The 24,468-nt window shown below is 48.9% G+C and carries 25 protein-coding genes; 12 read left to right on the top strand and 13 right to left on the bottom strand.

Features of this window, described 5'->3' with window-relative positions; all coding sequences use genetic code 11:
• The first annotated feature begins 1 nt into the window (after position 1).
• The 12 genes from ACBP46_RS04405 to ACBP46_RS04460 all read left to right on the top strand — a co-directional run bounded on the left by ACBP46_RS04405 (position 2) and on the right by ACBP46_RS04460 (position 13,293).
• Complete coding sequence (locus tag ACBP46_RS04405; protein ID WP_371015531.1) at positions 2-688, top strand: flagellar hook capping FlgD N-terminal domain-containing protein; 687 nt, start codon at positions 2-4, stop codon at positions 686-688.
• Between the two features lie 62 nt (positions 689-750).
• Positions 751-2,082, top strand: coding sequence for a flagellar hook protein FlgE (gene flgE, locus ACBP46_RS04410; protein ID WP_371015532.1), 1,332 nt, complete (start codon positions 751-753; stop codon positions 2,080-2,082).
• A gap of 28 nt (positions 2,083-2,110) precedes the next feature.
• Positions 2,111-2,857: a flagellar basal body rod protein FlgF gene (locus ACBP46_RS04415; protein WP_371015533.1), complete on the top strand. Its 747-nt coding sequence runs from the start codon at positions 2,111-2,113 to the stop codon at positions 2,855-2,857.
• Positions 2,858-2,889: 32 nt separating this feature from the next.
• Positions 2,890-3,675 (top strand): flagellar basal-body rod protein FlgG, encoded by a 786-nt coding sequence (flgG, locus tag ACBP46_RS04420; protein WP_371015534.1) that lies wholly within the window; start codon positions 2,890-2,892, stop codon positions 3,673-3,675.
• An 18-nt stretch (positions 3,676-3,693) separates the two neighbouring features.
• Positions 3,694-4,383: a flagellar basal body L-ring protein FlgH gene (locus ACBP46_RS04425; protein ID WP_371015535.1), complete on the top strand. Its 690-nt coding sequence runs from the start codon at positions 3,694-3,696 to the stop codon at positions 4,381-4,383.
• A 2-nt stretch (positions 4,384-4,385) separates the two neighbouring features.
• Positions 4,386-5,528: a flagellar basal body P-ring protein FlgI gene (locus ACBP46_RS04430; RefSeq protein ID WP_371015536.1), complete on the top strand. Its 1,143-nt coding sequence runs from the start codon at positions 4,386-4,388 to the stop codon at positions 5,526-5,528.
• Between the two features lie 15 nt (positions 5,529-5,543).
• The gene (flgJ, locus tag ACBP46_RS04435; protein WP_371015537.1) at positions 5,544-6,521 is read left to right on the top strand and encodes a flagellar assembly peptidoglycan hydrolase FlgJ; all 978 of its coding nucleotides are present in this window, start codon (positions 5,544-5,546) and stop codon (positions 6,519-6,521) included.
• 89 nt (positions 6,522-6,610) lie between these two features.
• Positions 6,611-8,287 carry a flagellar hook-associated protein FlgK gene (flgK, locus tag ACBP46_RS04440; RefSeq protein WP_371015538.1) on the top strand — a complete coding sequence of 559 codons (1,677 nt, stop codon included), beginning with the start codon at positions 6,611-6,613 and terminating at the stop codon, positions 8,285-8,287.
• A 25-nt stretch (positions 8,288-8,312) separates the two neighbouring features.
• On the top strand, positions 8,313-9,584 hold the full coding sequence (gene flgL / locus ACBP46_RS04445; RefSeq protein WP_371015539.1) for a flagellar hook-associated protein FlgL: 1,272 nt from the start codon (positions 8,313-8,315) through the stop codon (positions 9,582-9,584).
• Positions 9,585-9,613: 29 nt separating this feature from the next.
• A complete protein-coding gene (locus tag ACBP46_RS04450) occupies positions 9,614-11,068 on the top strand; it encodes a methyl-accepting chemotaxis protein (RefSeq protein WP_371015540.1) in 1,455 nt (484 codons plus the stop codon).
• Between the two features lie 6 nt (positions 11,069-11,074).
• Entirely contained in the window at positions 11,075-11,428 is a 354-nt protein-coding gene (locus ACBP46_RS04455) for a hypothetical protein (RefSeq protein ID WP_371015541.1), read from the top strand.
• Positions 11,429-11,616: 188 nt separating this feature from the next.
• Positions 11,617-13,293 (top strand): methyl-accepting chemotaxis protein, encoded by a 1,677-nt coding sequence (locus tag ACBP46_RS04460; RefSeq protein ID WP_371015542.1) that lies wholly within the window; start codon positions 11,617-11,619, stop codon positions 13,291-13,293.
• 205 nt (positions 13,294-13,498) lie between these two features.
• On the opposite strand, the gene fliR is transcribed toward ACBP46_RS04460, so the two are convergent.
• The 13 genes from fliR to fliF are packed head-to-tail and all read right to left on the bottom strand — an operon-like array spanning position 13,499 to position 24,404.
• The gene (gene fliR, locus ACBP46_RS04465) at positions 13,499-14,284 is read right to left on the bottom strand and encodes a flagellar biosynthetic protein FliR (protein ID WP_371015543.1); all 786 of its coding nucleotides are present in this window, start codon (positions 14,282-14,284) and stop codon (positions 13,499-13,501) included.
• An 11-nt stretch (positions 14,285-14,295) separates the two neighbouring features.
• Positions 14,296-14,565, bottom strand: a complete 270-nt coding sequence (gene fliQ, locus ACBP46_RS04470) for a flagellar biosynthesis protein FliQ (protein WP_371015544.1) — start codon at positions 14,563-14,565, stop codon at positions 14,296-14,298.
• 9 nt (positions 14,566-14,574) lie between these two features.
• Positions 14,575-15,339 (bottom strand): flagellar type III secretion system pore protein FliP, encoded by a 765-nt coding sequence (gene fliP / locus ACBP46_RS04475; RefSeq protein WP_371015545.1) that lies wholly within the window; start codon positions 15,337-15,339, stop codon positions 14,575-14,577.
• Positions 15,320-15,643 (bottom strand): flagellar biosynthetic protein FliO, encoded by a 324-nt coding sequence (gene fliO / locus ACBP46_RS04480; protein ID WP_371015546.1) that lies wholly within the window; start codon positions 15,641-15,643, stop codon positions 15,320-15,322. Before fliO ends, fliP begins: the two co-directional genes overlap by 20 nt.
• Positions 15,643-16,197 carry a flagellar motor switch protein FliN gene (gene fliN, locus ACBP46_RS04485; protein WP_371015547.1) on the bottom strand — a complete coding sequence of 185 codons (555 nt, stop codon included), beginning with the start codon at positions 16,195-16,197 and terminating at the stop codon, positions 15,643-15,645. The genes fliO and fliN overlap by 1 nt, the downstream gene beginning before the upstream one ends.
• Complete coding sequence (gene fliM, locus ACBP46_RS04490; protein WP_371015548.1) at positions 16,181-17,203, bottom strand: flagellar motor switch protein FliM; 1,023 nt, start codon at positions 17,201-17,203, stop codon at positions 16,181-16,183. Before fliM ends, fliN begins: the two co-directional genes overlap by 17 nt.
• A complete protein-coding gene (locus ACBP46_RS04495; RefSeq protein WP_371015549.1) occupies positions 17,203-17,814 on the bottom strand; it encodes a flagellar basal body-associated FliL family protein in 612 nt (203 codons plus the stop codon). Before ACBP46_RS04495 ends, fliM begins: the two co-directional genes overlap by 1 nt.
• Positions 17,815-17,847: 33 nt before the next feature.
• Positions 17,848-19,080, bottom strand: a complete 1,233-nt coding sequence (locus ACBP46_RS04500; RefSeq protein WP_371015550.1) for a flagellar hook-length control protein FliK — start codon at positions 19,078-19,080, stop codon at positions 17,848-17,850.
• Positions 19,081-19,095: 15 nt separating this feature from the next.
• Positions 19,096-19,542 (bottom strand): flagellar export protein FliJ, encoded by a 447-nt coding sequence (gene fliJ, locus ACBP46_RS04505; protein ID WP_371015551.1) that lies wholly within the window; start codon positions 19,540-19,542, stop codon positions 19,096-19,098.
• Complete coding sequence (fliI, locus tag ACBP46_RS04510) at positions 19,535-20,980, bottom strand: flagellar protein export ATPase FliI (RefSeq protein ID WP_371015552.1); 1,446 nt, start codon at positions 20,978-20,980, stop codon at positions 19,535-19,537. Before fliI ends, fliJ begins: the two co-directional genes overlap by 8 nt.
• The gene (locus ACBP46_RS04515; RefSeq protein ID WP_371015553.1) at positions 20,977-21,732 is read right to left on the bottom strand and encodes a flagellar assembly protein FliH; all 756 of its coding nucleotides are present in this window, start codon (positions 21,730-21,732) and stop codon (positions 20,977-20,979) included. Before ACBP46_RS04515 ends, fliI begins: the two co-directional genes overlap by 4 nt.
• On the bottom strand, positions 21,725-22,729 hold the full coding sequence (fliG, locus tag ACBP46_RS04520; RefSeq protein WP_371015554.1) for a flagellar motor switch protein FliG: 1,005 nt from the start codon (positions 22,727-22,729) through the stop codon (positions 21,725-21,727). Before fliG ends, ACBP46_RS04515 begins: the two co-directional genes overlap by 8 nt.
• Complete coding sequence (gene fliF / locus ACBP46_RS04525; protein ID WP_371015555.1) at positions 22,719-24,404, bottom strand: flagellar basal-body MS-ring/collar protein FliF; 1,686 nt, start codon at positions 24,402-24,404, stop codon at positions 22,719-22,721. Before fliF ends, fliG begins: the two co-directional genes overlap by 11 nt.
• Positions 24,405-24,468: the final 64 nt, after the last annotated feature.

The raw sequence follows: 24,468 nt of genomic DNA on the forward strand, positions 1-24,468 counted from the left end.
CATGAGCACCGTAGACTCCGTTCAAAATCCCGCCGGCGCAGCGTTGGCTTCAGCCCGAGGTCGGGTCGATTTAATGGGCGATACCCAAGACCGTTTTTTAACCATGCTGATTACGCAGCTGCGTAACCAAGATCCACTTAATCCCATGGAAAACGAGCAAATTACGAGTCAATTAGCTCAGCTATCCACAGTTCAAGGCATTCAGCAGCTCAACGATACGTTATTAGCTTTGTCTGGTCAGATGGATGTGTCTCAATCAATGCAAGCCGCCAATTTAATTGGCAAGCCTGTATTGGTACCAGGGTCAAAAATCTCATTGGGTTCTGATCCCGCTAATCCCGAGGTCAAAGTGGCGACTCCATTTGGGGTGGACCTGATGGGTACGGCTGACAAGGTCACGGTCAATATTCTCGATAACAGCGGTAGTGTGGTGCGTGAAATCGAGCTCGATATTCAGGAGGCCGGTGTGTACTCCTTCGAGTGGGATGGTCGTGACAATACCGGACAGGTACTTCCCGATGGGGCATACAACGTAGAGGTAAAAGCATCTTTGGCAGACGCACCCGTTAGCGCCGAGGCGCTGCGTTATGGTGTGGTCGATAGCGTCGCTTACACCACCAAAGGCTTGCGCTTAGATTTAGGTCTAGCAGGGGATTACTCGCTGCTAGATATTCGCAAAATAATGTAATTTTTGGCAGGCAGGCCAACAGTATCCGGCTGCCGCACTATTCGGACTGAAAGAGGAAAACTATGGGTTTTGGACAAGGTTTAAGCGGACTCAATGCCGCTTCCCAAAATTTAGATGTCATTGGTAATAACATTGCTAACTCCAGCACAGTAGGCTTTAAAGCCTCCACTATTGCCTTTGCCGACGTATACGCAAGTTCACGTGTGGGCTTGGGGGTTCAGGTAGCAAATATTAATCAACGGTTTACGACAGGCAATATTAGCGTTTCGGGTAATCAGTTGGATATGGCTATTGATGGTGCCAAGGGGTTATTTCGTCTTGTAGATAACAATGGCGCTGTGTATTACTCGCGCAATGGTCAATTCACCGCAAATAAAAACTTTGATGTGGTGAATGCGCAGGGGCAAAAACTAACAGGGTTTAAAGCAAATCCAGACGGCACCATTACAAACGAGCTGACTACTATTAAAGTACCTGTGGGCAACATTGCTCCCCAAGCCACGACGACGGTGTCGTTACGCACTAACTTAGACTCACGCTCAGAGGAAATTCAAGGTGTAAGCGATGGGTATTCGGCGATTACAAACCCCGATGGCACCACCTCTTATCGTCCTACTTTTGATGTTACCAAGCCTGAAAATCACACGCACACTTTACCCATGACCGTGTACGATTCCTTAGGTAATCCGCATCAGTTAAATCAGTATTTTGTCAAAGTGGCAGAAAATGATGGCAATAGTGAGTGGGAGGTGTATTACGCATTAGATGGTGAGCTTTTGCATGGTACAGATGGCAATGCCAGCCTAGAAGACCCAACCGCTAGCTCGAAGTTGATTAAAAAGACCCTTAGCTTTGATGCGGCGGGTCGATTGGTAAATGCTGACAATCCCGACTTACCACCCCAAGATTTTAATTTAACGGTTTCAGGCATGGGTGGCGCATCGCCTGCTGATCCGTTGGCGATCGAGATCAGCTATAACGGCTCTACCCAATTCGGTGGTGAGTTCAGCCCTTCTTTTGCTCAAAATGGCTTCACAACTGGCGAATATTCCAGTATGTCCATTGCTTCCGATGGCACTATTGTTGCTAACTACACCAACGGTGAAAGTCAAATCATGGGTGCTCTGGCATTGGCCGATTTTAATAATATGAACGGTTTACAAGCCGTGGGTGGTAACGCTTGGGTAGAAACGGGGGCGTCTGGTCAGCCTGTTTTAGGCCAACCCGGAACCAATGGTTTTGCCAGTGTTAAAGGCCAAGCAGTCGAAGAATCTAACGTCGACATGAGCCAAGAACTAGTCAATATGATCATTGCGCAGCGTACTTATCAAGCCAATGCGCAAACCATCAAAACCCAAGACCAAATTTTACAAACCCTAATTACGCTACGTTAATTAGGGCACTAAATTACGGATACTCAGCATGGATCGCATTGTTTATACCGCTATGAATGGTGCCCAGCGCTTGCTTGAGCAGCAAGCTACGGTCACTAACAACATGGCTAACATTAATACCACTGGCTTCAGAGAACAGCTTGCTATTCAGCGTGCTGTACCGTTGCAAGGGGGCGCTCTGTTTCCCACTCGGGTAGGCAATGCAACCGTTACACCAGCGTCTAGCCATACTCAGGGTGCATTAGCAGAAACCGGTCATGCCTTAGACGCGGCGATACGGGGCGATGGCTGGTTTGCGGTTATGACACCCGCCGGTGAAGCCTATACACGTGCAGGCGATTTTGCAGTTAACCAAGATAACCTGTTGGTTAACCAACAAGGCTACCCTGTGTTGTCCGCCGATAACGCTCCCATTGAAGTGCCTGACCAAGGCGCAATTACTTTTTCCACCGACGGTCAAATTACCGCCTTAGGAGCAGGTGATAACCCTCGCGACATTCAGGTAATTGGTCAGTTGAAACTTGTGAACCCAGAAAATGATCAATTAGTACGTGGTGATGATGGCTGGTTCCGCTTGGCAGACGGTGCCGTGGCTCAACCTAGCCCCGAGGTCACCATAGCCCCAGGTTTTTTGGAAAAAAGTAATGTGAATCCTGCTGAGGTAATGGTGGCGCTTATCAACAATACACGCCAGTTTGAAATGCAAATGAAAGTCATTTCAGATGCGAGTCAGCGTGAAGAAAAAGCAAACAGCATCCTTTCTACTAACGGTTAATTAACCCGCTCCTTTTATCTTTAGGTTTTATTATGATTCGTTCACTTTGGATAGCTAAGACGGGTTTAGAAGCCCAGCAGACAAATTTGGATGTGATTTCCAATAACTTGGCTAACGTTAATACCGCAGGCTTTAAACGCAGTCGTCCTGTGTTTGAAGACCTAATGTATCAAACACTGCGCCAGCCCGGAGCTCAAGTCGGTGCGGCAAACCAACTGCCTACAGGGCTACAAATTGGTACGGGGGTACGCACCGTCGCTACCGAGCGCATTCATAGCCAAGGCGGGTTAAACAACACGGGTCACTCGTTAGATGTAGCCATCCAAGGCCGGGGTTACTTTCAGGTTGAGATGCCAGATGGAACCTTTGCCTATACCCGCAATGGTCAGTTGCAGCTTGATCAAAATGGTCAGCTTGTGACGGCTGGTGGTTATCCTATTCAGCCTCCTATCAACATCCCAGATAACGCATTGCAAATTGAAATTTCACGTGATGGCACGGTGTCAGTGACACAGCCAGGCGCAATTGGTGCCAGCATAGAGGTAGGTCAGTTGCAACTCACCACTTTTGTAAACACCAGTGGTTTGCAAAGCGTAGGTGAAAACCTATATGTGGAAACGGATGCGTCTGGTGCGGCTAACTTTTTACAACCCGGCATGGACGGGGCAGGGCTAGTCTTACAGGAATACACCGAGACCTCTAACGTCAACGTGGCCGAGGAGCTTGTGAATATGATCACAGCACAGCGCGCCTACGAAATGAACAGTAAAGCCGTGCAAACGTCCGATCAAATGTTAGGTCGTTTAACGCAGATCTAATACAGCTCAAGGTAAGTCATGATGGGGTTCACGTTCAGTAGGTTGAGTGTCATAACACTCGCGGCATTGATTAGCGCTTGTGCTATGGTTCCACCCGAACCAGTTGTGGTTGGGCCGCTGAGCGCGCCGCCGCCGGCACCTTTGCCACCACAGGCGGTAGCAAATGGTGCTATTTATCAGCCTACTGCATACGGTAACTATCCTTTGTTCGAGGATAGAAGACCGCGCAATGTGGGGGACATTGTCACTATTGTGATCCAAGAAAAAACGAACGCTGCTAAAAGTGTATCCACCAACACCGATCGCAATAGCGAGGCGGGAATGAATATCGGTCTTTCACCTGGTATTTTGCCTAGCGAACTCGGCACTCGGCAAAATTTTGAAGCCACAGGCTCGAACAGCGCTAAAGGCTCGGGAACCAGTCGCGCAGACAACATGTTTTCAGGCACGTTAACCACCACCGTGATTGGGGTCATGCCCAATGGCAATCTTCAAGTCGCGGGCGAAAAGCAAATTGCTATCAACCGTGGTAGTGAATACATGCGCTTTTCTGGTGTGGTGGACCCACGTTCTATCTCTGGCTCAGGCACCGTCGTTTCCACTCAGGTTGCGGATGCACGCATTGAGTTTCGCAGCAAAGGCGTGATGGACGAGGTGCAAACTATGGGTTGGCTGCAGCGTTTCTTCTTAAATATCTCCCCTTTCTAATTATGAAAAAACAAGCAGTCTCTTTACGTTTTTCTGCATGTGCCGCCATCGCTAAAACGCTATTGGCCGCGCTCTTGGTCTGGCAGCCTTTGACGGCTCATGCAGAACGCATCAAAGATTTAGCCTCTATCCAAGGGGTACGAGAAAACCAGCTCATTGGCTATGGCTTAGTGGTGGGTTTAGATGGCAGCGGTGATCAAGTGCGCCAAGCCCCATTTACGCAACAAAGCTTAACCAATATGCTGTCACAACTAGGGGTGACCATTCCTCAGGGCAGCAATATGCAGCTTAAAAACGTAGCCGCCGTAATGGTAACGGCACGTTTACCCGCTTTTGCACGCCCAGGCCAAGCCGTGGATGTGGTGGTGTCCTCAATGGGAAATGCCAAAAGCCTACGGGGTGGTACCTTGCTAATGACTCCTCTAAAGGGGGCAAATGGTCAGGTCTATGCTATTGCCCAAGGTAACTTATTAGTGGGTGGTGCAGGTGCCGAAGCAGGGGGTTCCAGTGTGCAGGTCAACCAATTAAATGGCGGTACTATCCCAAGCGGTGCCATTGTAGAGCAAAGTGTGCCCACGACATTTATTTACGATGGGGCATTAACGCTAGAGCTCAACAGTACCGATTTTGGCACGGCGCAAAACATGGTGGCAGCGATCAATCAACGCTTCGGTGGCAATACTGCAACAGCATTAGATGGGCGCGTAATACGTGTTCAAGCACCACTTGAGCCCCAAGCCCAAGCCGCTTTTCTGTCACAGATAGAGAACCTAAATGTACAAGTACCTCCGGCGCGAGCACGGGTTGTGGTGAATGCACGTACCGGATCGGTGGTAATGAACCGCACGGTAACCATTGACGAGGCCGCTATTGCGTATGGCAATCTGTCCGTGGTGATTAGTTCGCAAACGGGCGTTAGTCAGCCTGATACCCCCTTTGCAGGTGGGCAGACGGTGGTTACAGACCGCACAGATATTGAAATGCGCACAGAGGAAGGCAGTTTGCAGCGCATTACCACCAGTGCGAATTTGGCGGATGTGGTGCGGGCTTTGAATGCTTTAGGTGCTACGCCTCAAGATCTGCTGTCTATTTTACAAAATCTAAAAAGCGCAGGCGCTTTGCGCGCCGATTTGGAAATTATTTAAGCAAGGTATTTAGACGTGTCGGCTCATTTTTTTCCTCGCCCAGGTTCTGCACCTCAAGTTTCTATTTTCGATACAGGCCAGTTAGCTTCGTTACGTAAAGCGGTGACGGGGGCACAGGTTGATAGTGAAGCCCAAGAAAAAGTGGCGCATCAATTTGAAGCCTTGATGATTCAACAGCTATTAAAACAAGCGCGTCAAACCGCAAGCGGCAATGGCTTGTTTGATAGCGAGGCCGTGCGCATGTCGCAAAGTATTGGCGATGAGCAGTTAGCCTTGAACTTATCAAACCCTGGTTTTGGTTTTGCTCAAGCCTTAATTGATCAAATGAAGCAAGCCCAAGGCTTGCAAAGCCAAGCTTTGCCGGCCCGCACCTTGCCCGAGGCAGCCTCGACGCGTTTACCGCAGTTGCGTTCTCATGTGGGCGAAGCAGGGCGCATTATTGATGCGCCTTCGTTGACGGCGCTGATTAAAAAGTTGAATGGGCCTAAGTCCGTGGATGCCATTGCTTCGGCGATTCAAGGGGCACCTAAACACATTAGCTCTTTTGTCAGCAAAATGCGTGAAGCGGTGCGTGTTGCCGCAGCCGAGTCTGGACTGCCAGAAAAACTCATTATGAGCCAAGCCGCTTTAGAGTCTGGCTGGGGTAAACGCGAAATTCTGTTTGAAGACGGCTCAACCAGTCATAATTTATTTGGTATCAAAGCGACATCCGGCTGGAAGGGCAAGGTGGCGCATGTGATGACCACCGAATTTATTGATGGCAAAAAAGTAAAAGTGAAGCAGCCTTTTCGGGCCTATGATTCGTACCAAGATTCTGTGGCTGATTACGCCCGATTATTGAGCCAAAACGAACGCTATGCTTCGGTGCGTGAGGCAGGTTCAGCAGAAGAGGCGGCCAAACGGGTTCAAGCCTCTGGTTATGCAACAGATCCCAATTATGCGGATAAGTTAATTTCCATTATGGCGTATTTCGATTCCAGCGCTGTGCGCTAAAGATTACCCACAACGGGTCGTTAATAAAGTGAATAAGCTATTGAGTGAGTGTGGCAGTAGGTTGCTACACAAATAAAACGGATACTTTTATGAATTTATATGGCCTAGGTCTTTCAGCGCTAAATGCCGCCCAAGTTAATCTCATGACGACTGGGCATAATATTAATAATGCCGCTGTAGAGGGATACAACCGTCAGTCGGTGCTACAGCAAACAACCGGTGCACAAGCTACTGGGGCCGGCTATATAGGCCGTGGTGTGCAGGCGGTCACCGTGCAACGTGCGTACGACAGCTTTTTGCACAATCAGCTGGTGAAATCCCAAAGCCAAGGGGCAGCATTGGTAGCCTATGGCAACGAGATTGCCCAGCTAAATAATTTATTCTCTGATCGTACTGCCGGCGTAAGCCCTGCCATTCAAAAATTCTTTGAAAGCGTTCAGGCGGTAGCGTCTGCGCCTGCAGATCCGGCCGCTCGTCAAGAAATGCTAGGGCGTTCTGATAGCTTGGTGACTCAATTTAAAGAAGCCAACCGCTTTATTGATAACCAGCGTCATGACATTAATACCCAGCTCAGTACGGTAGTTTCTCAGATCAATAGCTATGTCAGCCGTATTCATGACATGAACGAGCAAATTACTAAAGCCCGTGCTTCAGTAGGTGGTGCACATGCGCCAAACGATTTATTAGACCAGCGTGATCAATTAGTAGCCGAACTAAATCAACTGGTTGATGTAAAAGTCTACGAGCAGGACGGTAACTTCAATCTGGCCTTAGGCTCAGGCCAAGTCTTATTAGGTGGGCCTACTCAGTTTCCGTTGGTGGCGGTACCATCACAAGCTGATCCTACCCGTCATGTGGTGGCCTATACCTATGGTTATACCAATGGTCAGCCAGACCTAGCTGAAATTGATGATGCCAGTTTTTCTGGTGGGCAGTTAGCCGGGTTGTTGCAATACCGTATAGACACCTTAGACCCAGCCCAAAATGCGTTAGGGCGTCTTGCTGTGGCAATTTCCACTGAGTTTAATGCAATTCACAACACAGGCTATGACCTAACAGGGGCCAAAGGCGGCGATTATTTTTCCGTACAAATTGGTCAACCAATGGCTTCAGATAAAAACAAAAGCACGGCCAGTTTACGCGTAGAGCTAGACTCAGCAAACGCATTAACCGGCCAAGACTATGAGTTTTTGATGGATGGCTCCGAGCTGAAATACCGCACGTTGCCAAATGGTCAGTTTAGTGCTCTACCCGCTGCCAATGACGAGGGTGAGGTCATTATCGATGGCTTGAAAATTGATCAAAGCGCCATGGCAGGGGCTAGCGATGGCGACTTATGGCGCTTAAACCCAACTCGAAATTCAGCCGATAGTTTTGCGGTCGAGATCCAGCAGCCGGGTGATATTGCTGCAGCCGGCCAAGATGCCGACGGCAATCCATTGGGTTCAGCAGACGGCAGCATAGCGCTTAAATTAGCCGAATTGCAAAACAGTAAAACCATGGGCAAGGGCAGTTTAAGCTTTAACGATGCTTTTTCTCAGCTAGTAAACCGAGTGGCAGTGAATGGTCAACAAAACACCACAGCAGCCAAAGCACAAAAAAACTTAATCGAACAAAACTATTCAGCACAACAAGCCCTATCCGGCGTGAATCTCGATGAAGAATACTTAAAGCTTAACCAGTATGCGGATCAGTATCGGGCGGCCTCACGTTTGATTGATGTTGGCACCAATTTATTTGATACGCTTTTAAGCTTGCGTGCCTAGAGTGATTGAGTAAAGGAACACCAGAATGCGTATTAGTACAGCCTCTTATTTTCAAACCGGTCTCAATTCTTTAAATCGTCAGCAAAGCGAATTAATGCACGTTTTCCAACAAGTCAGTAGTGGAAAACGCATGATTACACCGGCCGATGACCCACTCGCGGCGGCGCAAAGCTTAACATTGGCGCAAGCCAGTTCCATGAACAGTCGCTTTGCTGAAAACCGCCAAGTTGCTGTGCGCAACTTGGGCGAGGAGGAAAACGTACTGATGTCATTGATCCCACAGGTAAATGGTGCTAAAACGCGTTTGCTTGAGGCAGCCAATGGCACCTTGTCTAACTCCGATCGCGAAGCATTAGCTACTGTGTTCGAGGAAATGCGTGACTCTATTGCTAATCTTACGAATGCTCAGGATGCTAGCGGTCAATACATTTTCAGTGGTTCCCAGGGCACTGTACAGCCGTTTAGTAAAAATGCAGACGGTAGCTACACCTATGTGGGCGACCGCTCCGATCGTAATGTTCAGGTGGATCAAACCCGCCAGTTATCCAGCAGTGATCATGGGGTGGATGTATTTCTACGTGCCACACCAGGCAGCCTTGTGTTTTTAACATCGGGCCACTCGGCTAACAGCGGCACCGGTGAAATAGGTGGTGTGTCCATAGCGGATTCCAGCAAAGCAACTCAAGTACAAAGCATCGACATTGCTGTTACAGCAGGTACTACGCCCGATAGCCCTAATCTTATTATTACCACTCAGGTTCTGAACGAGGCTGGCGAGTTAGAGGAAGTAGTAAAAACCGTCGAGTACGAGGCGGATGCAACCACGTTGGACTTGGGCAATGGCTTAACGGTGGCGCTGAATGGCACACCTAAAGCAGGCGATAGCTTCTCGTTAACGAATTCTCAAAGTCAGTACGGCAACGACGAGTTAAACCTGCTCAACACCTTAAATGATGTGGTCAATGCATTGCGCTTAGATGTTGATGGCAACCCAGCGAATAAAGCCACTATGCAAAATGTTTTGAATCGCGCTATGCAACACACCGATTTAGCCTACGACAATATTTTAACCATACGGGCATCCGTTGGTGCACGTATGAATGAAGTGGAAGCGTTGTCGCATGTAGGCTCTATGCAAGCGCTGCATTTGTCTTCAGAGATTTCTCGTATCGAGGACTTGGACTATTACTCGGCCTCAACCCAACTGGAAATGCGCACCTCTGCCTTAGAGGCCGCCGCTATTGCGTTTAAAAAAATACAAAGTACTAACCTATTTGCATTGAATGCGCGCGGGTAAACTTCTTTATTCTCTATTGGTGATGATTCATGTTGAATAACCTCAAGCTAAGAAACCTCTTTGCTCTATTAATGGTGCTAATCGTAGCAACGACTACGCTAATCGTTGCCGTGGCTATCACACAAATGCAAGCGGTATTAAGTCAGCTCCAAACTGCAGCCGTATCTAAAGGGGTGCTAGGGGCAGTGCAGGCCAGCTACACCACCACATTGGCAGTCGCTGGCATAGCACTCGTTGTGGTGGTGGTATTCAGCGTAGCAGCGTTTTTGTTAATTAACGGCCGTGTACTGAAGCCGTTAAATTTTCTAGCGGCCCATTTTGAAGCCATTGCTAATGGCGACTTAACACAACGCATTGCACGTAAAAGCAACAACGAAGTCGGTCAGGTGTTTGGTAGCTTGCAGCGCATGCAAGAGAGTTTGATTAAAACCTTTGGTCATATCCGTTTGAGTGCAGCCCAACTACACGCAGGTAACGAAGGCATTGCAGAGGGCAACTCAAGCCTAACGGAACGTATCGAAGAGCAGGCCGCTGCTTTACAACAAACGGCTACCAGTATGGAGCAGTTATCCAGCACAGTGCGACAAAACGCGGACAATGCACATCAGGCCAATCAATTAGCTGTTACCGCCTCTAATGTGGCGCAGCGTGGTGGTCAGGCGGTGGGCGAAGTGGTGAGCACCATGCAAGGCATTTCCGCGAGTTCTAGCAAAATTGCCGACATTGTGGGCGTTATTGATAGTATTGCTTTCCAGACAAATATTCTGGCTTTGAACGCAGCGGTTGAAGCGGCGCGTGCAGGTGAGCAAGGTCGAGGCTTTGCGGTGGTGGCCTCAGAGGTTCGCGCTTTAGCTCAACGCAGTGCGCAAGCAGCACGTGAAATTACCGGCTTAATCGATGACTCGGTGTCCAAAGTGAACGAAGGTTCAGGTCAGGTTGAGCGTGCCGGAGCCACCATGCAAGAAATTGTGGATTCGGTGAAACGCGTTACAGACATCATGGGTGAAATTAGCGCGGCTACCATTGAGCAATCCAGTGGCATTGATCAGGTCAATTTAGCCATCAGTTCCATGGACAGTAGCACCACTTACAATGCCGAGCGCGTTGAGGAAACCGCACGCTCAGCAGTAGAAATGAGTAAGCAGTCTCAAGCCCTATACGATGCATTAAATGCGTATCAATTACCTGAATCCTATGTAATTGATATTGATGCACAAGTAAAAAACCAGCGTGCTCACATTCAGAAAAAAACGCAACTTCAAAGTCCTGCTAAATCCTTAGCAGATCAACGTCCTACATCGCCTAAAGTGTTGAATGGTGCGGCAAGTGCATTAACGACCTCTGTGAAAAAGAATCAAAATCCGGCTGAAATTCCAGGTATGAACGCCAGTTCGGGCACAGGTAAAGACGCAAAACTCTTACGCCCCGATCTAAGCGGCACAAAGAAACCTCAGTCCGAGGAAGACGATTGGGTGGAGTTCTAAACCATCATGCCATTTTTTATGCGTTGTTTGCTTATAGGGTTGATCAGCCTGCTTAGTGCTTGTACTACTACAGGCAACTACTTTCATTTAAGTGGGATTCATCAATTGCAAGTAGGGCAAACAACGCAGCAGCAAGCCATAGCGCTATTGCAAGCAGAGCCAGTGAATTATTATCATCAATCGAATGGCACTTATTTGGCTCTTTGGCGCTTTACGCGATCAATGCTAACAGATGCTATTTACATTGACCGCGAGCTGTTATTGGAGTTTGATGCCAATCAACGGTTGCTGGCTATAAAAAAACAACCGCCTGTTTATGATTCAGAACGACAGGCCGTCTATTCGGGCTCACAACATTAATCATTATTCTTATAAAGCGTCTTTTAAAAAAGACGTTTTTTTTATGTGTTGTGTGCAATTAGAAATAAGAAATAAAACCATCAGGATAATTACTGAAATTAAGTCTCAGTAACAGTATCAACACATTATGGTGTTTGTGTTAAATTCGGTAATAATCTTAAATAAGTGTAAAAATCAGTGGGGGACCTATGTTTAAAAAAGTCATTGCCATGTTAAATCGACTTCGAATTAGTACCTTGTTAATGACCGTTATGGGCTTGTCCCTACTCGTTGTTGTGGTGCTGGGTGGTACGGCTTATCATTTTCTTAATCAAAATGGTGCAATGGTACAAGAGCTTCGCGTACAGAATCAGCGCCAGGTACAAATCATGGAGCTCAATGCGGTTACCGCCGAGGCTCGTGCCACCTTAATGCTGGTGGCACATCAAATGCGCGAGGCGGGTTACAGGGGCGACTCCGACCTGCTTGGTTATGCCGATCAGGAACTAGAAAAGGTCAAATACAGCATTGACTTAGCCGATTTTGAATACAAACGTTTTAGCAGTATACGTGCTGCCACAGATGAAGAGGCCGCGTTACTGGAAAAGGTAAATAGCCATTATGTGCGCTATATGGACGAGGTGTTGTTTAGCTTAATTGACGCCCTCGAGGAACGCAATTACACCCACTTTTATGAAATTAATGAAAATATTGGTTATGTGCGCGCCGAGGAATTCCAAACCACACTGCGCGCTCTTAGTTCTTATATCCAAGAGCAAACCAATACTTTTATCCAACAGGCCGAAGACCGAACACAGTTAGCCATTCTCATTATTATCAGCAGTGTTGTATTGGGGTTGTTGTTTACACTGCTTATTCGTTATGTGATTCAACACAGCATTATTCGACCTGTACGCGATTTAGGGGTGTTATTTGACCATATTGCAAATGGTGATCTCAGCCGTCAGGCTCGCTTTGATGGCGATAACGAGATTGGCTTTCTGTATGCTTCGTCGCAGCGTATGCAAAACAGCTTGCAGGCCATGGTGTTACAGGTGCGCCAAAGCGCCATGCAAATCCACAATAGTGCGCTTGAACTCTTTAGCGGCAACACAGAGCTCAATTCGCGTATGGAGCAATCAGCCAGTGCCCTACAGCAAACTGCTAGTACCATGAGCGAAATTGCCATGACCGTGCGGCACAATACAGACAATGCCAATGAAGCCGATCGTGTTACAAAAAAAGCAGCCGATGTGGCAGAGAAAGGGGGCGTAGCGGTGCGTACCGTGGTGGATACCATGGAAGACATCCATAAAAGCTCAGACCAAATTACAGATTTTGTTAACGTTATTGATAGCATTGCGTTTCAAACGAATATCTTGGCTTTAAACGCTGCAGTCGAAGCCGCTCGCGCTGGGGAACAGGGGCGCGGTTTTGCGGTGGTGGCTTCCGAGGTTCGTGCCTTAGCGCAACGTAGTGCTCAGGCCGCGCGCGAGGTCAAAGACTTAATCGATGGTTCAACACAGCAAATCAAAGCGGGCTCCGATCAAGCCGCCAATGCTGGTCAGGTTATTACTCAAGTTGTTCAAGCGATTAACTCGGCCTCCACCCTTATGACTGACATCAGTCAGGCCTCAGATGAGCAAAGCGATGGCGTTAACCAAGTCAATATTGCTGTTACTCAAATGGACAGTGTAGTGCAGCAAAACTCTGTGTTGGTGGCACAGCTTACTGACTTGGCAGGCTCGTTGCAGGATCAGGCTCAGCATCTCACGGCGGCAGTGGCGCAGTTCACTGTGACCGAAACCGAAGAGCACTCCCACTTTGTGAACCACAGCACAGCTACTACACCGGTGGGCTCGCAGTTAGCCTATCAAACCGACTAAGTTGACGGTTTCCTGGTTCTAAACGCCAAGGTTTTTCGCGCATTTTGTTAAATAAAAAAGGCACTAGCATAAATAGGAACGGTCCCAGAACCGTGTTGGATAGCTATCCAGCGTAGTGGGGCAATTCAATGCTAGTGCTTTTTTTGTGCTTTTATTGGTAGCTGTAGACTTCTACGTAGGTGGTAATTTTGATCAGCCCGTGTAATTAATTTGTACTCAATGCCTGCATGAACCGCATCATGGTTTCATAGCCAGACTCAAATAGCTGCATTAAAAAAGGTGCTGTTTGGGGGATGACCAGAGTCAATACCACCAAACCTGTCATCAAGGTAATAGGAAAGCCCACTGCAAAAATCGTAATTTGTTGGGCGGTACGGTTTAGAATCCCAAAGGCTAAGTTCATGGTGAGCAAAATAATAATTAACGGCAAAGCCAACAACATTCCCGATAAAAATAGCTCGCCACTCCACTCTAAAATAACACCCCAACCATTAATATCTAAACTACCTGTAGCAATAGGCAATACCTCAAAGGTGCGTATAAACGCATGCAACATGACTAGATGCCCATCCACCGTTAAAAAACACAGCATGGCTACAATATTCAAAATGCGGGACACGACCGCGGTTTGAGCACCCGTGCCGGGATCAAAAAAGGAAGCAAATGACAGGCCCATTTGAAAGCCAATGAATTCACCGGCCAAGATCACTACGGCAAAAGCAATACGCATAATAAAACCTAGCGCAAAGCCAATTAAAACCTGCTGCGCCGCAAGCCACAGTGCTGGCCATGATCCGGTAGGTAAATCAGGCATGGGCAAACCCGGGGCGATAACCAAGGTAATTAAAATGGCGGCCCCAATTTTGACATGCAAACTAATGCTGGATTCACTAAAAAGAGGAGCCGTCATGAATAGGCCCAGCACTCTAAAAAGCGGCCACAGAAAAGCGTTAATCCAAAGATAGAGTTGGTCTAAGGTGAAATCAACCATCGCCTAGAGGCTTACATTGCTAGACTGGGGATTTGATTGAACAGGCTTTGCATGTAATCCACCATGGTGGTGATCATCCACGGCCCAATTAAAATTACCACGATCACAATGCCGGCAATTTTAGGAATAAAGGTTAAGGTCATTTCATTGATTTGGGTGGCCGCTTGGAAAATACTGACCAGCAAACCTAGGATCAATGCCGTTAATAAAAAAGGACCGGCTAGGGTTAGTGCCATTTTTAACGCAAGATGCGTCATGCTCATGACGGTTTCTGGAGTCATTGGGTATACCTATTGGTAAAAGCTGCGTGCTAACGAGCCCAACAGCAGATGCCAGCCATCGGCCAACACAAACAGCATGAGCTTAAAAGGCAAAGAAATCGTGATGGGAGGCACCATCATCATCCCTAAAGCCATCAATGTGCTGGCGACAACCAAATCAATAATTAAAAACGGAATAAAAATGGTGAAGCCAATTTGAAACGCTGTTTTTAGCTCGCTGGTAATAAAAGCAGGCATTAGTACGCGCAGAGGTAGCTCATTGGGGCTTTGTATTTCGCCTATATTGGCCATTTCTGCAAATAGCTGCAAATCGGTTTCACGGGTTTGATGTAGCATAAAGGTTTTAAATGGCTCTGCCCCCACGGCTAATGCATCCTGAAAAGAAATCTCGTTTTGCACTAAAGGTTGATAGGCGAGCTCGTACACCTGATCAAACACCGGTGACATAGCAAAAAAAGTCAAAAACAATGCAATACCAATAAGCACCGGGTTAGGAGGGGAGTTGTTCGTGCCCATGGCATTGCGCAACAAGCCCAGCACAATAATGATACGGGTGAAGCCGGTCATCATCATCAGCATGGAAGGCAAAAAGGACATCATGGTAAGCATGACCAAAGTCTCTATATTTAGAGACCAGGTTTGGCTACCGTCCGAGTTGGTGTTGCTCTGGATGGAGGGCAGTTGAATGAACTGTTGGGCTTCGGTTGCAAAGGGAGCCAAGAGCAACACGAGTGCGGTCAAACAATAAAAAAGATTAAGACGCGTTGTTTTCACTTGAGGACTGCTGTTGTTGAGCCGTTACGGCCTGATCCAAAGTGGTTTGGAATTCGTCCTGAGCCGGCAGTATATGTAACAGGTTGACTTGGTGAGGGCTCACACCTAGCACCAGTTTTTTTTGCTCGACTTCGACTACGACCACACTGGTTTTATTACCGAGTGGGTGCGAGGCAATGAATTTAATGACCTGTGAGTTAGAGCGCATGAAACCACTGCGGCGTGCGAGCCACGCCACCAGCAATATCAAAAGTACGACTACCACTAAACTAAGCGATAGTCGTAGAAGATCGGCCTGAGTCATTAACGACGATTGTTTAGACGATGAATGCGGTCAGAAGGGGTGACAATATCGGTAATACGAATGCCGTATTTGTCCTCTACTACCACGACTTCGCCTTGGGCAATAAGGTAGCCATTAACGAATACATCTAAGGGCTCACCGGCCAAGCCATCAAGCTCTACCACCGAACCTTGGCCCAATTGCAAAATATTTTTTAGGGTAAGGCGAGTACGGCCTAGCTCAACAGAAAGCTGAACGGGGATATCCATAATCATATCGATATCGCTGCGACCAGCATCGCTAGTTGGTTTGTTGAGCGGCTGAAACACGTGCGGCGCAGCAGTTTCCGCTGTGTGAGACTCGCTGGTCTCGTTTGCACTGGCTTCACTTGCTGTGGTTTGCTCTGCTAGAGCGCTAGCCCAGTCATCATCGCTGACGCTGCCTAGGCCATCGGCCTGAGTGCCTGAGTCAGCTGCGGATTGTTCACCTGCTTGTTGCTCCGCCATGGCGGCGGCCCAATCGGCTTCGAAGTTAGCGCTTTCTTGGTTGTCGTTCGCGTTATTTGGATCTGTCATGGCGTTTAGTCTTAAGAAAATCAGGTTCTGGTTGGGTCAAGAATTGTTGAATACGTACCGCATATTTATTGTTTAGGCTGCCGTAGGTGCCTTTCAATAGGGGAACGCCATCGACATTCGCTGTTACGTGCTCTGGTATGGCGATGGGCAATACGTCGTTGACTTTTAATTTGAGCAAGTCACGTACTGACATATTGATCTTAGCAAAATCCACACTGAGTTCGACTTCGGCACTGCGCACTTGGCGTGTGAGCTGTTGAGTCCAACGTTGATCAATGGCGTCGCCGCTTGTGTCTTGTAATGGGCGTGTAAGCAAGTCACGTACCGGCTCAATCATGGAATAAGGGAGACAAATATTTAAATTGCCGCCTTGGGCACCGAATTCAATATTGAACGAGGTCACCACCACCAAGTCATTGCCCGAGCAAATGTTAGCAAACTTAGTGTGCATTTCCGAGCGAATGTATTCCGATTCGATTTTATAGACGGGTTCCCATGCGCTGCAGTAACTGTCTAGGGTTAGGTCCAACAAGCGCAAAATAATACGCAATTCGGTAGTGGTGAAGTCACGCCCTTCGATGCGAGTGTTGTAACGACCATGGCCTCCAAATAGGCTGTCAATAATTAAAAACACCAAATTGGGGTCAAAAGTAAACAACCCAATGCCACGCAAAGGTTTAAACGTGACCATGTTCAAATTGCTAGGAACAGGCAGATTTCGCTCAAAATCGCTGTATTTTTGCACACGAATTGAACCCACCGTAATGTCCGCATTGCGTCGCATAAAGCTGAGCAAAGTACTGCGTAAACGCCGTGCAAAACGTTCGTTAATGAGCTCAAGGGTTTGCATCCGGTGCCGAATTACACGATCGGGCGAGGCCAAATCATAGGCTCGCACCCCACCTGGCAAGTCCGAGGTTTGGGTGTTTTGTTGGGACTCTTCGCCTGTAACCCCCGCTAGGAGCGCATCGACTTCGTCTTGAGATAGAAAGCTTTGATACGACATTATTGAATCACAAAGGCGGTGAATAGAACATGAGTAATATCAGGGCCCGACGATTTTGCATCATAAGGCTGGCTCATGGCATGTTTTAACGAGGCAACTAACTGCTCGCGCCCCTCGGGTGTTTGAATGTATTGCGGGTGTTGAGCCGAAAGAATCTGTAAAACCTGATCTCGCACCATAGGCATGTATTCACCAATTAAGGCGCTGGATTTTTCATCTGCTACGCGTAAGGTGATGGCAACATGCAAAATTCGGGAACGACTACCGCCTTCGGAAATGGTAACTGTAAAAGGGTCAAGCCGTACAAAAATAGGTTTTTCAGGAGGGAGTGCAGGGGCTGATTCCTTTTGGGGCTCGGGGGCGACAGTGTCGGACGGCTCGGTATCAATGGCTTTGCTTTGGGGAATAAAGCTAAACAGTGAGGCACCGGCAGGCCAAGTGTAATAAAGCGTTGCGCCCACACTTGCTGCAATAATAATGAGTACCAATAGCACAATCCGCAAAAGGCGTTTGAATTTTGAAGGTTTACGTTTAGGGCGAGCAGAGTTGTCTGCGGCTGCTGGCTGTTCAAGAGCTTGACGTTTACGGGCGTTAGAGGAGCTTGTGGCCATGAGTGTTAACTGCTTGTATTAAGTAACTAAATGTTAGGCAAATGTATCGATTATAGCATCCGAGGCAGCACGCTGCGTTGAGTTGTGTGCTTCAGAAGCCAAGCCAGTATCCGTCGTTGTTGTGTGAGCAGATAGACTAAATGGATGGCTTGATGCCTTGTTTTCTGAGGAAGGCTCGTGCTGCGCTTGACTGCCAAAGCCGTGGTCACTGACATTGGCTTCGCCAAGGCTAAGACCAGAATTAGCTAACTGCTGTTGGAGTTGAGGCAGGGCTTGTTCTACGGTTAAGCGGGTCTGAGCGTGCGCGGCATAAATAGTGGCATTCGCTATGTTATCGGTAATGGACAACACAATGCGCAATGGGCCGAGTTCCGGCGGGTCTAAGCGAATTTCGGCATTTTGTGGGCCTGCCTGCTGAGCATGCTGAGTAAGGGTGACCATGACGCGACCTAAGTCTTGGCTCCATTGAGTATGCGTTAATGGCGTAGCTACCTGTGCACTATAGGTAGGTGTGGCATTTAATGCGTGTGTTGCAGAGCTGCTGCCAGTGGCGCTAGCAAGTTGCAAGTGAAACTCAGCCCCCGTTTGTAAGCTAGGTGGACGAGCAAGATCCTGCGCACCCACCGAGGTGGTTAAATCTGTACCTATAGGCAAACGGGCAGAAAACGTGTTGGAGTTAAGCGGTTGTTTTGCTTGATCCATTAGAGCCGTTAGGCCATTTTTGGCATCGCCATGAGACGCAATTAAACTGGCGTTTGTGCTGGATTTGGTCAAATTTTTGGAAGCCAACGCATCAGGAGCACCGTTTGCCGTACGCAACTGAAAGGATTCCTGCGCAATAAACAAGGTGTTTTGAATAAAAGTAAGTGCATCTTGTTGTTCTTCAGCAGTAGCCGAGGGCTTGGTGTGAGTTGATTGCGCAGCAGTCAAGGACGAGGCCAAGCCGTTTAGTTTGCCTAAGGTTGCCGTATCGAAGCCTTTTTCTTTAAGAAAGGCGTTTAGGTCTTTACCTGTAGAAGACATGGCGTGCCATTCATTGAGCAGAGCTTTTGGATTCAGTCCGGCAGCCTGTAGAGTTTCGATTAGGGCTTGAGCATCTAGACCAGCCGCCGCCAACCAATGTTCGAGGTCGGCATCAATTTGATCGGCCTGTTGACCTAACACACGGGCAAAAGAAGAGGGAGATTGGGCAGTTTTTGCACCTGACAAAACACTAGCCCCGCCTTTGCTGGAGCCGTCCAATCCTGATAACAGCATTGAGTTCATTCTTTTTTAACCCATTTAATTAAATTGCCTGAGCCTATAGAGCATAGCAGCAGAGAGCTCATCGTTTTCTCGTTGTTCTAGCCGCGCTTGATGTTCCGCCTGAGCTTGATCGCGACGGTTTTGTAGCGTTTGGTAGGCGTTTAAGCGCTGCTTGGCAGCCATCCATTGTTGCTGCTGCTGCGTAATTTTCAATTCGAGGTGTTCCAGTAGACTATTTTGCTGTGTAATGGCCTGATCTAAAGTGCCAATAAAGCGGTAAAAATTATGGTAGTTCGACATCGTGACGCCCGATTGACTGGCTTGAAGCAGTCGATCGGAGTAATCCAAGCGGTATTGTTGCAAAGTGCTTAGTTGCTCAGAGGCTTGGTTGCGTTCGCTGTTTAGCCGTTGCAGGTAGTCGGTTTGCTGTTCCACTTCGTTTTCAGCCAGATGGATCAGCGTATGCATGGATGTATTAGGCATTGCTATTCACTCCTAAAATGGCTTGTAGCTCATCTAAGGCTTTCTCAAAGCTCACTGGATGATCGACGTCTTGGCGTAAAAAGTTTTCTAGCCAAGGATAGCGCTCGATAGCGTTATCAATGGTGGGATCATTGCCACGTTGATATGCACCCACTGCAATCAAATCGCGGTTGCGCTGATAGATGGATAGGATCTGTTTGAATTGGTGCACCAGTTTGATGTGCTCGGGGCTGACTACGGCAGACATTACGCGTGAAATCGACGCCTCTACATCAATGGCGGGGTAGTGACCGCTGTCGGCTAAGCGTCGTGATAGCACCACATGACCATCTAAAATGGCGCGTGCGGAGTCTGCAATAGGGTCTTGTTGGTCATCGCCTTCAGTCAAAACGGTATAAAAAGCGGTAATAGAACCTGCCGCTGCCCCATTATCTGACTGTGCGCCATTACCAGCCCGTTCGACCAAAGCCGGAAGTTTATTAAAAACGGAAGGAGGGTAACCTTTGGTAGCTGGGGGCTCGCCTACGGCTAGGGCAATTTCACGTTGTGCCATGGCATAACGGGTTAAAGAGTCCATGATCAGCAATACATGCTGGCCCTGATCGCGGAAATACTCGGCGATACGAGTCGCATAAACGGCACCTTGCAAACGTAGCAAAGGCGATACGTCTGCTGGCGCGGCAACCACCACGGAACGTGCTAAACCTTGCGCCCCTAAGTTGTGCTCAATGAATTCTTTGACCTCACGGCCACGTTCCCCAATTAGCCCTACTACAATCACATCGGCTTCGGTGTAGCGTGCCATCATGCCCAGCAGTACGCTTTTTCCAACCCCAGAGCCTGCAAACAAACCCATACGTTGGCCGCGCCCAATAGAAAGCAAGCCATTAATGGCGCGCACACCCACGTCCATGGTTTGGGTAATGGGGGTACGGGCTAATGGGTTAATAAAGGTGGCATTTAGGCTGGCTTTGTCACTGTGATCTAATGAGCCTAAGCCATCAAGGGCTTGACCGGCGGCATCCACCACGCGTCCTAACAAATGCGCGCCTACTGGTAGTTGTTGTGCTAAAGCGGGTGGGGGCGGAGGCTCAATAGCGGCGTCTGGGTTTAAGCGCAGCGGGCTTTCAGTAATGGGTTCAATAGGTAGAACCAGAGCGCCAGGCCGTAAGCCCATAATTTCCTGATGCGGCATCAAATACAGTGTTTCTGCCTCAAAGCCTACTACTTCGGCATGAGCCCAATGATCTAATTGTTGCGACACCTGTATACGACACGCTGCGCCTAAAGGTAGTTGCAACCCCGTGGCCTCAAGCACGAGGCCTGTGGCTTTAGTAATGCGTCCGCTGCGCGCAATGGGTTCGCTACTTTGGGCGCGTAATTGAGCGCTAGCGAGCTGAGCGCGCCACTGGGCAGCAGGGCGAGGGGTAGTACTCATGATGCCGTAGATGGAGTATCTATAGGGCCTAGGCGGGCGACAACGCGCCGCCAACGGTTTTGCAAGGTGGCGTTGACCTCACCCAAAGCCGTTTTAATAATCAGACCACCGGCGCTAATGGACGCATCGGCTTTGATGCGCCAGTGCGGATGGTGGGCCAAATCTTCGGCCAGATGCGTAAGAATTAGGGCATGATCACTGGGGTGTACCAACACTGTCAGGCTTTGTTCAGTGTGCTCCTCGTCTTTAAGCAAGCGGGCCACTAGGGTTGCTACGTGTTCGGGGTGCTGGCGCAGCTCGTCTTGAAGCACTTGTTGCGCTATGTCTACTGCTAACTGTAATAGAGCTTGACCTACTTCTTCGTGCAGCTCAGCCAGTGCTGTGCTGGATTGGCCTACCAACAGCGCCAGTTGAGTGCACTCAGCTGCTGATTGTTGACTACCGGCCTGATAGCCCTCGTTGTGGCCTTGTTGCACAGCAGCGGCATGTCCTGCTTCAAAACCCTCTGTATGGCCTTGGGCTTTGCCTTCTTGTAAGCCTTTATCGAAACCCGCGGCATAGCCCTCAGCATGCCCTTGTTGGCGTGCGAGCTCTTTCAGTTCGGCCACCTCGGCCAAAATGGCCTCCATGTCGAGGGTTGGCTCGGGCTCGGCTTGGGTTTGGGCAGGCTGGCGCTCGGCATCCAAGGAGTCAATTTCCCAAGGACGCCAATCCAGATCTGCATACGGAGAGGGGGAGTCGTATTTAGACATACTCGTCGCCCGCTGGGCCGTTTAGATTGATTTGACCTTCTTCGGCTAAGCGACGCGCCACTTCCACAATGGCTTTTTGTTCCTCTTCCACTTTGGACATGCGTACCGGGCCTTGAGCAGCAATGTCTTCGCGCAACATATTAGCGGCACGGTTCGACATATTGCGGAAGAATTTCTCGCGTAGCTCGTCGGTAGTACCTTTAAGGGCAATGGTAAGCGCGGTGGTTTCCACCTCTTTGAGAATAAGCTGAATTGCTATATCTTCCACATCTAAGAGGTTATCAAACACAAACATTTCTTCCACGATGCGATCGGTAAGGTCGGCATCCATGGTTTTAAGGCTGGTGATAATGGCCTCTTCGTGCGCCGTAGACATGTAGTTGATGATTTCGGCCGCTGTACGTGGCCCGCCCATTTTGCTGCGTTTGGCGCTTTGGCCTGCAAGCAATGAGTTCAATTCCTCAGTGAGCTCTTGGAGCGCATTGGGCTGAACCCCACCAAAGGTAGCAATACGCAACACCACATCATCGCGTAAGCGTTCATTTAGCTCAATTAGCACGTCGGCAGCACGGTCACGTTCTAGGTGCACCAAAATGGTTGCAATAATTTGTGGGTGCTCATCTGCAATCAGCTCGGCCACACTGGTGGCGTCGAGCCAGTTCAACGCGTCAATGCCGGAACCTGTGCCGCGCTCGGCATCCAAGATATCTTCGATAATGCCCGCGGCACGGTCTGTGCCTAGCGCTTTGTTTAATACAGAACGGATGTACTCGTTAGAGTCCAAGGTCACTGACATAAATTGGTCAGCCTCTTGGCGAAAGTCCTCAAGGACCTGATCCATGTCGTTGCGCGTTAGTTGAGTCAAGCTGGCCATGGCTGAACCTAGCTCTTGTACCTCTTTGGGGTTCAAGTACTTAAAGACTTCAGCGGCCGCATCTTCTCCGAGAGCCATCATTAAAATGGCACTGTCGCGCAGTTTATCCTCATTAGTTGTCATCTTTATCTTCTTTATTCATCCAAGCGCGTAATACCATGGCAACAGCACGAGGGTCTTTTTCTGCCATAAGTCGAGCGGTACCAATATTGTCTTCGTAGCGGTTGATTTCTGCTGCACGCTCTTTGGCTGCTTTTTGACGCTCAACGTTTTCTTCGGCCTCTAGGCGCATGGTTTGCGCTTGAAGACGCGCTTGAATTAGCCCCTGAATAATGGGGTTAATCACAATACGCCAGAAGGCAAAGAACAAGATGGCGATGACAAGGTATTTAAACAAGGTCATAGCAGCCTCGATGTAGGTGTTGTTTTTCCAGAAAGGCACACTGTGATCTTCTGGCTCGCTAAAGCGACTGTTTACGACGCTAATACTGTCACCGCGCTCGGCGGAATAGCCAACGGCTTGCATCACTAACGAGCGGATGCTTTCTAGCTCCTCGTCGGACAGAGCTTGGTATTCCTTATCTACATAACGATGATTAATCACCACGGCGATGGATAAGCGTTTTAGTTCGCCTACCGCCCCTTTTACATGGCTGATGGTGCGATCCACTTCGTAGTTGGTGGTGACATCTGTACGCGCGTTGCCCGATGGGGAGATAAGCTTGGCCTGTGCCTCTAGTTGGGACAGACGCGTATCCAATTCAGTAGAAGCAACGGGCTCTTCTGTTTCGTCTGCGGCATCAGGTGCGGTGGCATTTTCATCCACAATCGGGGCTACCGGATCAAGTGGCGGTTGGTTTGTTAATGCACCGGGTACCCCTTGGGGGTTCGTGTTGGTGTTGTTGAGCGCCACGCTACTTTGCTCGCTGCGTACTGCGGCTTCACCCGGTTTTTGGTTAGGTCTATAAACTTCGGACGTTTGTTCGCGAGCAGAAAAATCGATGTCAGCGCTGACTTGGGCGCGCACATTGCCTGTACCCAATAGAGGGTTGAGCAAGGTCATAATACGCTGTACCGCGCGGTGTTCAATATCGGTGGTGAAATCACGCTGCGCACTGTTTGACCCTGCTTGTCCGCTTGGTGCTGTGAGTAAACGACCGTCTTGATCCACCACCGATACGTTGTCAGCAGATAATGACGGCACACTGGACGAAACCAACCACTGAATAGCAGAGACCTGGCTTTCAGATAGGGTGCGCCCAGCATACAGGGTTAATAACACCGATGCGGTGGGGGCTTGGCGATCACGTACAAACAAAGTTTCTCGGGGTATAGCTAGATGCACCCGAGCGTCTTGGACGGCATGCACGGCCCCAATTGAGCTGGCGAGCTCGCCCTCGAGCGCACGTTGATAGGTGACCTGTTCGGTGAACTGGCTGGCCCCAAAACGTGCTTGATCCAGTAGCTCAAAGCCCACATTGCCCCCTCGGGGTAGGCCCTGACCAGCTAGCTGCATACGGACTTCGTGTACACGGTCTTTGGGGATAAGAATCGCACTGCCATTATCAGAAAACTGATAGGGCACATTCATTTGACCAAGTGCTGTAACGATGGCACCCCCGTCTCTGTCATCCAAATTGGAAAACAGCACACTATAGTCTGGCGAGCGAGACCAAAGAGCAGCCACAAGCACTAAAGCAACCACGCCCGCCGCACCGGCAATTTGTGCGGTGCGGGGGAGATTGCGTAAAAAATCTAAGCCGGGGACTCGGTTAATGGTTGAGGAGGCCTGGCTCATTTAGGGTCTCGCAAAGTCATGTTTTGATACCATGGTGGCATGGAATGTAGTGAAACGTAAGAAA

Source organism: Paenalcaligenes hominis, assembly GCF_041359055.1.
GTDB lineage: Bacteria > Pseudomonadota > Gammaproteobacteria > Burkholderiales > Burkholderiaceae_B > Paenalcaligenes > Paenalcaligenes hominis_A.

What these genes read in the sequence shown, in the direction of transcription:
- ACBP46_RS04405 (WP_371015531.1), top strand. Translation starts at nt 2, where the DNA reads ATGAGCACCGTAGACTCCGTTCAAAATCCCGCCGGCGCAGCGTTGGCT.
- flgE (WP_371015532.1), top strand. Translation starts at nt 751, where the DNA reads ATGGGTTTTGGACAAGGTTTAAGCGGACTCAATGCCGCTTCCCAAAAT.
- ACBP46_RS04415 (WP_371015533.1), top strand. Translation starts at nt 2,111, where the DNA reads ATGGATCGCATTGTTTATACCGCTATGAATGGTGCCCAGCGCTTGCTT.
- flgG (WP_371015534.1), top strand. Translation starts at nt 2,890, where the DNA reads ATGATTCGTTCACTTTGGATAGCTAAGACGGGTTTAGAAGCCCAGCAG.
- ACBP46_RS04425 (WP_371015535.1), top strand. Translation starts at nt 3,694, where the DNA reads ATGATGGGGTTCACGTTCAGTAGGTTGAGTGTCATAACACTCGCGGCA.
- ACBP46_RS04430 (WP_371015536.1), top strand. Translation starts at nt 4,386, where the DNA reads ATGAAAAAACAAGCAGTCTCTTTACGTTTTTCTGCATGTGCCGCCATC.
- flgK (WP_371015538.1), top strand. Translation starts at nt 6,611, where the DNA reads ATGAATTTATATGGCCTAGGTCTTTCAGCGCTAAATGCCGCCCAAGTT.
- flgL (WP_371015539.1), top strand. Translation starts at nt 8,313, where the DNA reads ATGCGTATTAGTACAGCCTCTTATTTTCAAACCGGTCTCAATTCTTTA.
- ACBP46_RS04450 (WP_371015540.1), top strand. Translation starts at nt 9,614, where the DNA reads ATGTTGAATAACCTCAAGCTAAGAAACCTCTTTGCTCTATTAATGGTG.
- ACBP46_RS04455 (WP_371015541.1), top strand. Translation starts at nt 11,075, where the DNA reads ATGCCATTTTTTATGCGTTGTTTGCTTATAGGGTTGATCAGCCTGCTT.
- ACBP46_RS04460 (WP_371015542.1), top strand. Translation starts at nt 11,617, where the DNA reads ATGTTTAAAAAAGTCATTGCCATGTTAAATCGACTTCGAATTAGTACC.
- fliR (WP_371015543.1), bottom strand. Translation starts at nt 14,284, where the DNA reads ATGGTTGATTTCACCTTAGACCAACTCTATCTTTGGATTAACGCTTTT.
- fliQ (WP_371015544.1), bottom strand. Translation starts at nt 14,565, where the DNA reads ATGACTCCAGAAACCGTCATGAGCATGACGCATCTTGCGTTAAAAATG.
- fliO (WP_371015546.1), bottom strand. Translation starts at nt 15,643, where the DNA reads ATGACTCAGGCCGATCTTCTACGACTATCGCTTAGTTTAGTGGTAGTC.
- fliN (WP_371015547.1), bottom strand. Translation starts at nt 16,197, where the DNA reads ATGACAGATCCAAATAACGCGAACGACAACCAAGAAAGCGCTAACTTC.
- fliM (WP_371015548.1), bottom strand. Translation starts at nt 17,203, where the DNA reads ATGTCGTATCAAAGCTTTCTATCTCAAGACGAAGTCGATGCGCTCCTA.
- ACBP46_RS04495 (WP_371015549.1), bottom strand. Translation starts at nt 17,814, where the DNA reads ATGGCCACAAGCTCCTCTAACGCCCGTAAACGTCAAGCTCTTGAACAG.
- ACBP46_RS04500 (WP_371015550.1), bottom strand. Translation starts at nt 19,080, where the DNA reads ATGAACTCAATGCTGTTATCAGGATTGGACGGCTCCAGCAAAGGCGGG.
- fliJ (WP_371015551.1), bottom strand. Translation starts at nt 19,542, where the DNA reads ATGCCTAATACATCCATGCATACGCTGATCCATCTGGCTGAAAACGAA.
- fliI (WP_371015552.1), bottom strand. Translation starts at nt 20,980, where the DNA reads ATGAGTACTACCCCTCGCCCTGCTGCCCAGTGGCGCGCTCAGCTCGCT.
- ACBP46_RS04515 (WP_371015553.1), bottom strand. Translation starts at nt 21,732, where the DNA reads ATGTCTAAATACGACTCCCCCTCTCCGTATGCAGATCTGGATTGGCGT.
- fliG (WP_371015554.1), bottom strand. Translation starts at nt 22,729, where the DNA reads ATGACAACTAATGAGGATAAACTGCGCGACAGTGCCATTTTAATGATG.
- fliF (WP_371015555.1), bottom strand. Translation starts at nt 24,404, where the DNA reads ATGAGCCAGGCCTCCTCAACCATTAACCGAGTCCCCGGCTTAGATTTT.